The sequence below is a fragment of the Paenibacillus sp. JT22N1 genome, assembly GCF_059692155.1.
In genome coordinates this window covers 179,740-191,581 of the sequence record NZ_JCAUAW010000003.1, presented here as the reverse complement: position 1 = coordinate 191,581, position 11,842 = coordinate 179,740, and the positions used below count along the sequence as shown (strand labels likewise).

The following is an 11,842-nucleotide window of genomic DNA, read 5'->3' as shown; positions in this document are numbered from 1 at the left end:
GAAATCCGGATGAAGATGGTAAGCCGTACCGATATTGGCAAAGTCCGTTTAGTGAATGAGGACCGAGCCGCCATCCATCATGATCTCAATGGCCTATCTTTGGCTATTGTGGCTGATGGCATGGGGGGACATCAAGCTGGTGATATCGCCAGCCAAATGGCCATCGAAATGATTGCAGATCAGCTGCAATCGATCCATTGGGGAATGTCTGTGGAAGCTTGTAAGCAAGTGCTGAAGGAAGCCATTGAAAAGGCGAATGAGAAAATTTATGAATTCGCCTCAGGGCAAGAAAGTTATCATGGTATGGGCACGACAGTTGTTGCCATTATTGCTTCGCAAGAGCTTCTTATTATTGGACATATCGGTGACAGTCGCGCTTACAAAATCACCGGTGAATCGATCACACAACTAACGGAAGATCATTCTTTGGTGTATGAGCTTGTGAAGAACGGGCAGATTACCATCGAAGAGGCCGATCATCACCCTAGACGTAACTGGATCACTCGTGCACTTGGCACAGAGCCAGGCGTAGAGGTGGATCTCTATGAGTACGCGTGGCGTCCGGGTGATATCATTCTGATCTGTACGGATGGTTTAAGCGGATTGGTGGATTCCGGCGACATTTTACGAATTGTCAAATCACATGAACGTATGGAAGATGCAGCGGAACAGTTGATTCAAAGCGCGCTTGATGAAGGTGGAGACGATAATGTAACGGTCGTTTTACTTGCGCACGATCATGATTCGGACGAAAAAAGGGGTGATGGGAATTGATCGGTAAAAAGCTTGGAGGCCGCTATGAAATCTTAGATCGCATTGGCGGAGGCGGCATGGCTTTAGTCTACAAAGGGCATGATCTATTATTAAATCGTAAAGTGGCTGTGAAAGTACTGCGCCAGCAGTATGTGCACGATGAAGAATTCATTCGTCGTTTCCGTAGAGAAGCTCAAGCAGCCGCTTCACTTTCTCATCCTAATGTCGTCAGTATTTATGACGTCGGACAAGAAGAAGACGTGCATTATATTGTGATGGAATACATAGAAGGCACGACCTTGAATGATGTCATCAAAGAGAGAGCACCACTGCAGGTCGAAGATGCAGTTCACTACGCGAGTCAAATTGCAGATGCCCTCGATCACGCCCACCACAATGAAATCATTCATCGGGATATCAAACCGCACAATATTTTGATCGGCAAAAACGGCCGTGTTAAAGTGACGGATTTCGGTATCGCACGGGCTGCCACGTCTTCCACCATAACGCAAACCGGATCGGTTGTCGGTTCTGTCCACTATTTCTCACCAGAACATGCCAAAGGGACGAATACAGGGGAGAAATCCGATTTGTATTCTCTTGGTATCGTGATGTATCAAATGCTGACTGCTAGGCTGCCTTTTCTCGGTGAGAGTCCGATTTCTGTGGCTTTGAAGCATTTGCAGGAAGATGTGGAAGAACCGCGTAAGGTGAATCCTCTCATTCCGCAAAGCGTGGAAAACATTATTTTGAGAGCCATGCGCAAAAAGCCTGAAGAACGCTATCAGTCTGCTAAGCTAATGATGGCAGATCTCGATACCTGTTTGAATCCGGATCGCCGGAATGAAGCGAAGGTAGCTTTCTGGGATGCGGATGGGATGGACGAAGAGCGCACCTTAGTGATGCCTGCGATTCGCGCAGACCAACTCGGACAGTTCGAGGATGATGATGAGCCCGAGAAACCTGCCTGGCGGGAAGAGCCTGCTCCTTCCAAAGGGAAAGGGTGGATTAAGCCGCTCATTTGGATTGTCGTTTTGTTAATGGTGCTAGGTGCTATGTGGTATATGGTCGGTTATGTCAAAGGAATGTTCGCGATTGAAACAGTCGAGGTTCCCAATGTGGAAGGCAAACCGTTGATTCAAGCTCAAGCTGAATTAACAGTGGCTAAATTGGGCTCCACGATTGAATATGATTTGGATAGCAAGCTGGCTAAAGATGTCGTCATTCGTCAAGACCCTATCGGGTTGAGAATGAATGTGGGCAATAAAGTGACGCTGTATGTTAGTAAGGGTGCTCCCAAAATCAAGATGGACAATTATGCCGGGCAACCGCTCAAGGATGTCAAGTTGAAGCTGCAAGCTCTCGGTATCAAGGACGAGCAAATTACGATTACACAAGAGACGAACGAGGGTACGCCAGATATGGTTTTGAAGCAATTCCCTCTAGCGGGTGAAGAGTTCGAACTCGAGAAAGCAGCTATCGCATTTACCGTAAGTAAAGCCAAAGAAACGTTCAAAATGCCGGATCTCGTCGGAATGACGGAAGCAGAAGCCAAGGCTCAGATCACAAAACTGAATCTTAAGCTTCCTGTGAATGGCATTACGCGTGAGAAAAGCTACAAAGTGGCCAAAGGAAGGGTTGTCAAGCAGTTTCCTTTTGATAAAAATCAGGATGTATCTGTCGGTTCTGAGATCTCTTTGATCATTAGTGACGGATTGCCTGAGGACGCTGGACAACTAACCGTCAGCATAGCTGTGAAGCCGACGACGGAGGGCAAAGATTCCGAGTTCAAAATTGTCGTAAGCGATGCCCAGTATGAGAATTTCGAATACAAAACAGAAAAGGTATCGAAGCCTCAGAATATGGATGTCAAAGTCATTGTTTCTCCAGATAAGAAAGCTGTCATCTTGATTAAAGAAGGAGATAACTTGGTCAACTCCATTACTCGCACCTATCAAGACTACTTGGATCAAAAAAATGGAAAGACAGTTTCGCCTAGTCCTTCTGCGTCACCATCGCCTTCGCCTAAACAGCAAAGCAATGGACCGGTTATTCCGGTTGGCGGCACTGGGCAAGGTCAAACTGGCGGTTCTAAACCACCTGCTGGAGGCACACCTTAATGCCACAAGGATATATCGTAAAAGCGCTGAGCGGCTATTATTACGTGTTGCCCGAGGAGGCGGATCTCCGTGAAGCTAAGACGGTTACTTGCCGCGGAAGAGGCGTTTTCAAAAATAGAAACATAACCCCTCTTGTAGGAGATCGCGTTATGTACGAGGAAACGGAGAATGGGGAAGGGACCGTCACTGAAATCCTTCCCCGCACTTCGGAGCTCATACGACCTCCAATCGCAAATGTAAACGTGGTTGTTCTCGTTTTTTCGGTGACAGAGCCTGTTCTCAATTTGCAGTTGTTAGATAAATTTCTGGTCCATATTGAAAATACGGGCATTGATGTTCTGTTGTGCTTCACCAAAAGTGATTTATTGACAATAGATGATGAGTCTTCCGTTCCCAAAGAAATGACGGTTGCCGAGTTGGAGCGGATTACGAAGCTCTATGAGGGAATCGGTTATACGGTAGTGAAGACGAGTTCTAAGCTGCAAGAAGGCGTGGAAGCGATTCTGCATCATTTGGACGGAGCCGTCAGTGTTTTTGCTGGACAATCCGGTGTGGGTAAGTCTTCTCTGCTTAATGCAATGATTAGCGGTCTTAATTTGGAGACGAATGCCATTTCTCAGCGATTAGGCAGAGGAAAGCATACAACACGCCATGTTGAGCTGCTGCCGCTAACGAATGGTGGCCTTGTTGCAGATACGCCGGGATTCAGCCAGCTAGACTTTATGGAAGTCGAAGCGGAGGGCCTTAGCAGCTGCTTTAAGGAGTTTGCCGCGGTAGCGGAGGGCTGCAGGTTTAGAGGCTGCTTGCACCTGCATGAGCCGGATTGCAAAGTTCGTGATGCGGTAGCCGAGGGAGCTATTGCAGCTTCTCGTTTTGATCATTACTTGTTGTTTTTAACTGAAATCAAGGATCGGAAGAGGAGGTATTAGGACGGATGGTATATGTAGCACCTTCTATTTTATCAGCCAACTTCGCTAAACTTGGGGAAGAAATTAAGGAGGCGGAGCTTGGCGGAGCCGACTGGATCCATGTGGATGTCATGGACGGCCATTTCGTGCCAAATATCACAATTGGTCCACTTGTTGTTGAAGCGATACGACCAATGACTAAGCTGCCGCTTGATGTTCATTTGATGATTGAGCAGCCAGATCGCTATATACCTGATTTTGTCAAAGCGGGTGCGGATTTGATATCCGTCCATGTGGAGGCTTGTACGCATCTACATCGGACGCTTCATCTTATTAAGCAAAGCGGGGTTAAAGCAGGGGTTGTGCTGAATCCTGCAACCCCGATTTCGCTAATTGAGCATGTACTCGATGAACAGCTGGATCTTGTGCTTATTATGACGGTCAATCCTGGATTCGGCGGACAGGCTTTCATTCCTGGCATGCTGAGCAAAATTCGCGCGCTTCGTGAGCATGCGAATGCTAAGAGACTGAACGGGCTGCATATTGAAGTGGACGGCGGTATTAACGAGGTGACGGCTCGCCAGGTTGTGGAAGCTGGAGCCGATGTGTTGGTTGCCGGCAATGCTGTGTTCGGGCAGTCCGATCGTGCCAAGGCTATCAGGCGAATACGCGGGTAGAGGGGGAACGAAGGACGATGAGATTTCTCTGGTTATTGATGTATAGTCTGCTTTGCGCAATCCTATTGGCGTGTTTTTCAAATATTCACGATGTCTCGAAGTATATATTCTCGCTTGGCGCCCTTTATGTAGGGATGCGATTCTTCCGCCGGTTTGAGCAAATCGGGTTTCGTATTTGGTTCATCGTTATTTCTGTTCTCTTCTATTTTATTTTCAGTTTAATTTACGCGCTTTACACGCAGCTGGGCATAACTACACCCTAGCCGCATACATATAGTTACAAGAGTGAAGAAGCACTCTTGTAGCTTTTTTTGTTTTCTGGAAGCGAGCGAATTGTGGGAGAAAGTAAAAATAGAAGGCACTTTTTTACGGTCCGGGCATATACTGTTGTAACGATGCTAAGGAGCAGTCATGCAACTTGTGAAGCATATGCTTACGACGTAAGTTTCTTCTGAAAACTTGAAGTCTGTGCTCATGAAGTCAGTTTTCTGCCTTCCTCTAAGCGCGGTCGCTCATCTTCGTAAGACCTCGGTAGAGGTTTATCTCACGAAAACTCTAAGCGAATGCTCATGAAGTCAGTTTTCTGACGAAAACTCTAAGGAGGGGTAGAGAATGAAGTTTTACACAATCAAACTACCAAGATTTTTGGGTGGATTCGTGAAAGCCGTACTTAATACGTTTAGCAAAAACTAGGCCAACACATATTTACTCCATTCCCCCCAGAAATGCAAAAAAAGCACCGATAAGGTGCTTTTTGTCTTTCACATAGAAAGTGTAAGTATGCGCAGCTACTAATTAAACGCGAGCCACTTTTCCGGATTTCAACGCACGAGTACTTACGTAAACCCGTTTTGGTTTGCCATCAACGAGGATGCGAACCTTTTGAACGTTAACTCCCCAAGTACGCTTGTTTTTATTGTTAGCGTGGGACACGTGATTTCCTGAAGAAGGACTTTTACCTGTAATGAAACATTTGCGGGACATGTTTGACACCTCCTTGGGCAGTATACAAAGCAGCCTGGGTGGCAAGCCTAAGCTTGACATGACAGCTTTCCATAATTTTAGACATTGTTTGGTTTGTTGCGATTCATAATATAACCAGCAAAAACACACTTAAATATAATAGCATAGCAAAAGGAGCCTAGTCAACGAATTACCTGCACTTTTGCCGTTTATTTATTCAGTATGTTATAGTACAATGAAGATTAGCCCACATTCCAAGTACATAGTAATTGACTTATTAAAGTCGAATTGGCTAAAGCCAAAGCAGGAAAGGGAATGCTTACAAAGGTAGTCTTGCTAAAGCGAAACTTGAAGGAGTTGTTAGATAATGCCAATTGAACTCACAACCGAGTACGGAAAAGTGTATATTACCAATGAAGTGATTTCAACACTGGCGGGATCCGCTGCGTTAGATTGTTATGGACTTGTTGGCATGGCGACGAGAAAGCAACTGAAAGATGGAATAGCTGAATTGCTAGGCCGGGACAATTTAAGCCGCGGCGTCGAAGTCCGCCATGAAAACGGGCGACTCGAAATTGATCTTTATATTATTGTCAGCTATGGAACGAAAATATCCGTAGTCGCAGGTAATGTCCAAACGAAAGTCAAATATATTTTGAATGACGTTGTAGGGCTTCATGTGGACGATGTGAACATTTTTGTTCAAGGCGTTCGTGTAGCCAAGTAAAAGCCCGATAACCAGGAAGGGGAATCACTTTGAGTAAGCGCTTTATTTCAATAAATGGAAATGACTTCACTGCCATGGTCTTGGCGGGTGCGGATAACCTTCGCAGAAATGTAGATAAGGTTAATGGATTGAACGTTTTTCCTGTACCCGACGGAGATACCGGCACCAACATGAATTTGACACTCACTGCGGGCTGTGAGGAACTTAAAAAGAAGCCATCCTCCCATATTGGGAAAGCAGCTGATGCATTGTCCAAAGGGTTACTGATGGGCGCAAGGGGCAACTCAGGGGTTATTTTGTCACAGCTGTTTCGCGGATTCGCGAAGCATGTGCATGATCTTGAGCATGTAAATGTACAGCAATTCGCGGGCGCTCTGCAGCAAGGCGTAGAGACAGCTTACAAAGCTGTTGTGAAGCCGGTGGAAGGAACGATTTTGACGGTATCAAAAGAGGCTGCTAAGCATGCCACACAGTATCGACATGGAAGCGACCTGCTTGATCTCATGCAGGAGGTTCTGGGCAAAGCGAAGGAAGCCCTCGCTAGAACGCCTGAGCAGCTTGCTGTGCTCAAACAGGTCGGTGTGGTAGATGCAGGTGGACAAGGGCTTGTATGTGTCTACGAAGGCTTTGTAGCGGCGTTAAGCGGCGGTCTGGTTCAAGTGAACGATGACTATGCAACGATGGATACAACACTTGGTGCGGTTTCACTCGTTCCTGGCATGAACCTAGCGAAGGAAGTGCACGCACATCTTCCCGCACAGGCACATTTGGCCACGGAAGACATCGAATTCGGATACTGCACGGAATTTATGCTGACGATTGCTCCAGGCAAGGTCAAAGGATTTATCTTCGATGAAGGCTCGTTCCGCGATCAACTGAGTAAATTAGGGGATTCGCTGCTAGTTGTAGCTGATGACGAGCTGGTGAAGGTTCATATTCACGCCGAATATCCAGGTGAAGTGATGAACCATGCCATGAATTTCGGTGCACTGAGCCGTATCAAAATTGAAAATATGCGCGATCAGCATTCACATATATTGGAAGATATGACCGAGGGGTACGAAACTCCTGCTTCTACACCTACGGTTGCTCCAAACAAGCCGTATGGTTTCGTTGCAGTTGCTCTAGGTGAGGGTATTACCGATATTTTGTCTAGTGTAGGTGTCGATGTTGTTCTGTCCGGTGGACAGACGATGAACCCAAGCACCGAGGATATTGTCAATGCGGTTAACAGCATTCATGCGGACACCATTTATGTGCTGCCCAACAATTCCAATATTATTTTGGCTGCGCAGCAAGCCATTGAACTGGTAGACAATAAAACGCTGATTGTGATCCCATCCAAATCGATTCCGCAAGGTCTTGCAGCCATTCTAGCTTTCCAAGAGAAGGCGGATGCCAAAACAAATACGGAAGCCATGAGTGAATCACTTCGACGTGTAAAATCGGGCCAAGTTACTTACGCTGTGCGCGATACGAACATGGACGGTATTGACATCAAACAGGGCCATTTTATTGGCATTCAAGATGGGCGCATTGTATCTTCACAGCCGAGTCTCCTGGATGCTTGTAAGAAGCTGCTGGAGGAAATGATTGAAGAAAGCAGCGAAATTGTCACTATCCTCACCGGAGAAGATGCGGTCGATGCAGAGACGGAGGAGCTAGAGGCGTTCATTCAAGCGACTTATCCCGAAATAGAAATTGAGCTTCATCCTGGCGGACAGCCCTTGTATGCATACCTGTTTTCCGTTGAATAGCAGTGGAGTAAATTCGTGAAATGGAGTGAGCCCTGTTGACAAACATTCGTATCGTAACGGACAGCACGGCCGACATACCTTTGGCACTCAGACAAGAACTTAACATCGAGATGGTGCCTCTCAAGATTCATTTTGGAGATGAAGAATATTTAGATACGGTGACTCTGCAGTCTGAGGAATTTTATCCGAAGCTGACCTCGTCACCTCACTTTCCTCGAACGTCACAGCCGTCTCCTGCGGAGTTTTTGGACTTGTATCAGCGACTGCTTAAAGAGCCCAATACGGAGGTCATCTCTATTCATTTGGCATCTGTATTGAGCGGAACGTACCAGTCAGCGCTGCTGGCTTCCACGATGCTGGAGGACTCGTCCGGCAAGGTTCATGTGTTCGATTCCTGCTCGGCTTCCTATGGGATTGGCGCTCTTGCTGTAGCTGCTGCCCGAGCAGCTAAGGCGGGGCAAAGTGTCGATGAGATTTTAGAGCTTGTACGAATGATGAGAGAGAACTTTTACATATACTTCCTCGTAGATACGCTAGAATTTTTGCAAAAAGGTGGAAGAATCGGCAAAGCATCAGCTCTTTTCGGTTCTTTGCTAAACATTAAGCCCATTCTTTCTCTGGATCGAGCGGGCGAAGTAGCTGCGATTGATAAGGTTCGCGGTCACAAAAAAGCGGTTGCGCGAATCCTAGAGCTGTTGGCGACGGATGTATCGGGTAAGACAATCCGTAGTTTACACATTGCTCATGCAAACAATTTGGAAGGTGCGGAGCAGCTGCGTGCGGCCATCATGCAGCAATTTGTTGTGGAGCATGTTGACTACATTACACTGGGGCCTGTTATTGGCGCACACGCTGGACCAGGCACCATCGCAGCGTTCGTAAGTACGGTGTAAGATATGGATTTGAATCAATTTGAAGTACGCGAAGTCCATGGAGTGGGCGCTCAGAAGGCACTTGAGCTCAACTCCATGGGCATTTTTACGGTTATGGATTTGCTGGAATATGTGCCATTCCGGTATGAGGATTACACGGTACGTGATTTAGCTAGTGTGAAGGACGGCGACCGCGTCACTGTGAAGGGTTATATCATCGGAGAGCCGGTGCTGCAGCGCTACAGCGGCAAATCCCGACTATCCTGCAAGGTGATGGTCGATGAGTTTCTGCTGACGGCGGTGTGGTTTAACCGCCACTTTTTGAAGGACCGTTTGCGGCCGCAGCAGGAGATTGTACTCACCGGCAAATGGGACGGCAAGCGCAGGCAAATGAGCGTGTCCGATTCGGAATTTCCCGGACAAGGCGATTCCAATACCGGCACCATACAGCCGGTGTATTCGGTTGTAGGCACTGTTACGCAGAAGTGGATGCGTAAGGTCATTCAGCAGGCGCTGACGCAGTACAGCGCCATGATCAGTGAAGTGCTGCCGGCTGGTATTACCGGCAGGTATGGGTTTATGCCGCGCAGCAAGGCGCTAGCTGTCATCCACACGCCGAGCGGTGTGGAGGAGGGCAAGCAGGCGCGTAGGCGCATGGTGTATGAGGAGCTGTTCCTATTCCAGCTCAAGCTTCAGGCTTACCGCGCCGTGACGCGCAGCCGCGCGGACGGGTTGAAGCAGCAGGTGGACTTGCCTGCTGTCCGCGCCTTCGTGCGCGCGCTCCCCTTCCAGCTGACGGAGTCGCAGAAGAAGGTCGTAGGCGAGCTCCTGCATGATATGCAGGAGCCGTACGCCATGAACCGACTGCTGCAAGGCGATGTCGGTGCGGGGAAGACGATCGTCGCGGCCATAGGCCTCTACGCGACGGTGAAGGCCGGCTACCAAGGCGCACTGATGGTGCCGACGGAGATTCTGGCTGAGCAGCACAAGCGCTCGCTGGACAGCTTGTTCGTGCCCTACGGGCTGCAGGTTGCGCTGCTGACAGGCAGCTCAACCGATCGGCAGCGGCGGGATCTGCTGGCCTCCTTGCAGATGGGCATGATTGATGTGCTGGTCGGCACGCATGCCCTCATCCAGGAGGACGTCTACTTCCGCCAGCTGGGGCTTGTCGTGACGGACGAGCAACACCGCTTCGGGGTGAACCAGCGCAGCATCCTGCGGCGAAAGGGTATGAACCCCGACGTGCTGACGATGACGGCGACACCGATTCCGCGCACGCTGGCGATTACGGCTTTCGGCGATATGGACGTTTCGACGCTGCGTGAGCTGCCGAAGGGGCGCAAGCCGATCAAGACGTACGCGGTTCAGCACGCGATGCTGGAGCGTGTGCTCGGCTTCATTCAACGCGAGGTCGCCGCAGGGCGGCAGGCCTATATCATTTGTCCGCTCATCGAAGAGTCGGACAAGCTGGACGTGCAGAATGCCATCGACGTCCACATTCAGCTGCAGCAGCATTTTCCGCACATGCGAATCGGCCTGCTGCACGGGCGAATGAGTGCGCAGGAGAAGGAAGCGATCATGCGCGCATTCAAGGAAGGCACCGTGGAGGCGCTCGTGTCGACCACGGTGATCGAGGTCGGCGTGGACGTGCCGAACGCCACGCTGATGGTGATCTACGACGCCGACCGCTTCGGCCTGTCGCAGCTGCATCAGCTGCGCGGGCGGGTGGGCCGCGGCGAGCACCAGTCCTTCTGTGTGCTCATCGCCGACCCGAAGACCGAGGTCGGCAAGGAGCGCATGAAGGCGATGACCGAAACAACCGACGGCTTCGAGATTGCCCGGCGTGATCTAGAGCTGCGCGGGCCGGGGGACTTCTTCGGCACGAAGCAGAGCGGGCTGCCGGAGTTCCGGATCGCCGACATGATGGCGGACTTTGAAGTCATGGAGCAGGCACGCGATGATGCGGCTGAGCTTGTCGGTGACTCGTCCTTCTGGACGGGAGCTTCGTTCATACCGCTTAGAGCCTACTTGCAGCGAGCGCAGATTTTTGACAGCGAAGTGTTGGACTAATCAGCCTTATAACTATACAAAACAAAACAAAACAAAACGCTAGGATGGACTGATGACAACTTCAGTCGCTGATCCTAGCGTTTTTTACTATTTTATCCTTTTTCCCGCACATTCATCCGATATTCCGTAGGTGGAAAGCCTGTATCTTTGCGGAAGCTTTTCGCGAAATGGTTCGTATCCTCATAACCGGTCTGCTCGGCAATTTCTTTCATACTGAGCGACGTGGTCGTCAGCAGAAATTTGGCCTTGTCGATGCGTTTGCGCTGCATGTACTTGGCCGGGGGCATGCCAAAGTGCTTTTTAAAATATTTGATCAAGTAATTGGGGTGCAGGTGAACGGACTTGGCCATTTGTTCCACAGTGATGCTCTTATGAAGATTCTGCTCAATGAACTGCCGTAATTGGCCGAGTCGGTCCATTTCATCGGTACGCTTCTGCAGTACCTGTACAGGAACCGCTTCCAAGTAGCTGGATATGATTTGCAGCAGGATCGCTTTTTCCCGTAAACGAGAAGTTAGTGACGGTTCATGATGCAAGGTGGCAAGCTCCTGAAACCATGCCGTCATCTGCTCGACGTTGCGAATTTGGATAAACAAAGGAATATCCAGCCATTGAAATAGATCAAAAGAACCGATATGTGCCGTGAAGTGGCACCAATATTTTAAATAAGGACGATCGCTGATCGTGGAGTAAGAATGGAGCGCGTGGGCAGGAAGCAGACATAGCTGACCGGGCATAGGATTAAGCTCTTGATGGTCAACCTTAACCCAGCCTTCGCCTTCCAGAATCCAATACAGCTTATTATGCTCTGGTGTAAAATTAAGCTCCTTCCACGATGCAGGGCACTGAGTAAGATGCGCTTCTAAAATGTGGATCTGTAGGTTCTGCAGAAGGTCTGATAGGAATGTAATTTGCTGCGTATTCATCATCATGTTCACCTAAGAATGTTAATTATATCCTGATTGAGGTTAGTTTCGTACCTGTCTATTATAGCA

General features: G+C 48.9%; 12 protein-coding genes. 10 read left to right on the top strand and 2 right to left on the bottom strand.

Annotated elements, in window-relative coordinates; genetic code table 11:
* Positions 1-9: 9 nt before the first annotated feature.
* The 6 genes from AC58UU_RS07230 (at position 10) to spoVM (ending at position 5,151) form a co-directional block, all read left to right on the top strand.
* Entirely contained in the window at positions 10-774 is a 765-nt protein-coding gene (locus AC58UU_RS07230; protein WP_497314281.1) for a Stp1/IreP family PP2C-type Ser/Thr phosphatase, read from the top strand.
* Positions 771-2,873: a Stk1 family PASTA domain-containing Ser/Thr kinase gene (gene pknB, locus AC58UU_RS07225; protein WP_497314279.1), complete on the top strand. Its 2,103-nt coding sequence runs from the start codon at positions 771-773 to the stop codon at positions 2,871-2,873. The genes AC58UU_RS07230 and pknB overlap by 4 nt, the downstream gene beginning before the upstream one ends.
* Entirely contained in the window at positions 2,873-3,802 is a 930-nt protein-coding gene (gene rsgA / locus AC58UU_RS07220) for a ribosome small subunit-dependent GTPase A (RefSeq protein ID WP_497314278.1), read from the top strand. Before pknB ends, rsgA begins: the two co-directional genes overlap by 1 nt.
* A gap of 5 nt (positions 3,803-3,807) precedes the next feature.
* Positions 3,808-4,458 carry a ribulose-phosphate 3-epimerase gene (rpe, locus tag AC58UU_RS07215; protein WP_497314277.1) on the top strand — a complete coding sequence of 217 codons (651 nt, stop codon included), beginning with the start codon at positions 3,808-3,810 and terminating at the stop codon, positions 4,456-4,458.
* Positions 4,459-4,475: 17 nt separating this feature from the next.
* Positions 4,476-4,721, top strand: a complete 246-nt coding sequence (locus tag AC58UU_RS07210; RefSeq protein ID WP_497314275.1) for a hypothetical protein — start codon at positions 4,476-4,478, stop codon at positions 4,719-4,721.
* 349 nt (positions 4,722-5,070) lie between these two features.
* On the top strand, positions 5,071-5,151 hold the full coding sequence (gene spoVM, locus AC58UU_RS07205; protein WP_036634233.1) for a stage V sporulation protein SpoVM: 81 nt from the start codon (positions 5,071-5,073) through the stop codon (positions 5,149-5,151).
* Positions 5,152-5,253: 102 nt separating this feature from the next.
* Here the strand turns inward: spoVM and rpmB are convergent, their stop codons facing one another.
* Positions 5,254-5,442: a 50S ribosomal protein L28 gene (gene rpmB / locus AC58UU_RS07200; protein WP_029197753.1), complete on the bottom strand. Its 189-nt coding sequence runs from the start codon at positions 5,440-5,442 to the stop codon at positions 5,254-5,256.
* Between the two features lie 346 nt (positions 5,443-5,788).
* Here rpmB and AC58UU_RS07195 point away from each other — a divergent pair, with 346 nt between their 5' ends.
* Genes AC58UU_RS07195 through recG form a run of 4 tightly spaced genes read left to right on the top strand, consistent with a single transcriptional unit; the run spans position 5,789 to position 10,847 of the window.
* Positions 5,789-6,148, top strand: coding sequence for an Asp23/Gls24 family envelope stress response protein (locus AC58UU_RS07195; RefSeq protein WP_057303556.1), 360 nt, complete (start codon positions 5,789-5,791; stop codon positions 6,146-6,148).
* Between the two features lie 29 nt (positions 6,149-6,177).
* A complete protein-coding gene (locus tag AC58UU_RS07190) occupies positions 6,178-7,905 on the top strand; it encodes a DAK2 domain-containing protein (RefSeq protein WP_497314273.1) in 1,728 nt (575 codons plus the stop codon).
* 35 nt (positions 7,906-7,940) lie between these two features.
* Complete coding sequence (locus AC58UU_RS07185; RefSeq protein ID WP_497314271.1) at positions 7,941-8,798, top strand: DegV family protein; 858 nt, start codon at positions 7,941-7,943, stop codon at positions 8,796-8,798.
* 3 nt (positions 8,799-8,801) lie between these two features.
* The gene (gene recG / locus AC58UU_RS07180; protein WP_497314269.1) at positions 8,802-10,847 is read left to right on the top strand and encodes an ATP-dependent DNA helicase RecG; all 2,046 of its coding nucleotides are present in this window, start codon (positions 8,802-8,804) and stop codon (positions 10,845-10,847) included.
* A gap of 92 nt (positions 10,848-10,939) precedes the next feature.
* Here recG and AC58UU_RS07175 read toward each other — a convergent pair whose 3' ends face one another.
* Positions 10,940-11,779: a helix-turn-helix domain-containing protein gene (locus AC58UU_RS07175; RefSeq protein WP_497314892.1), complete on the bottom strand. Its 840-nt coding sequence runs from the start codon at positions 11,777-11,779 to the stop codon at positions 10,940-10,942.
* Positions 11,780-11,842: the final 63 nt, after the last annotated feature.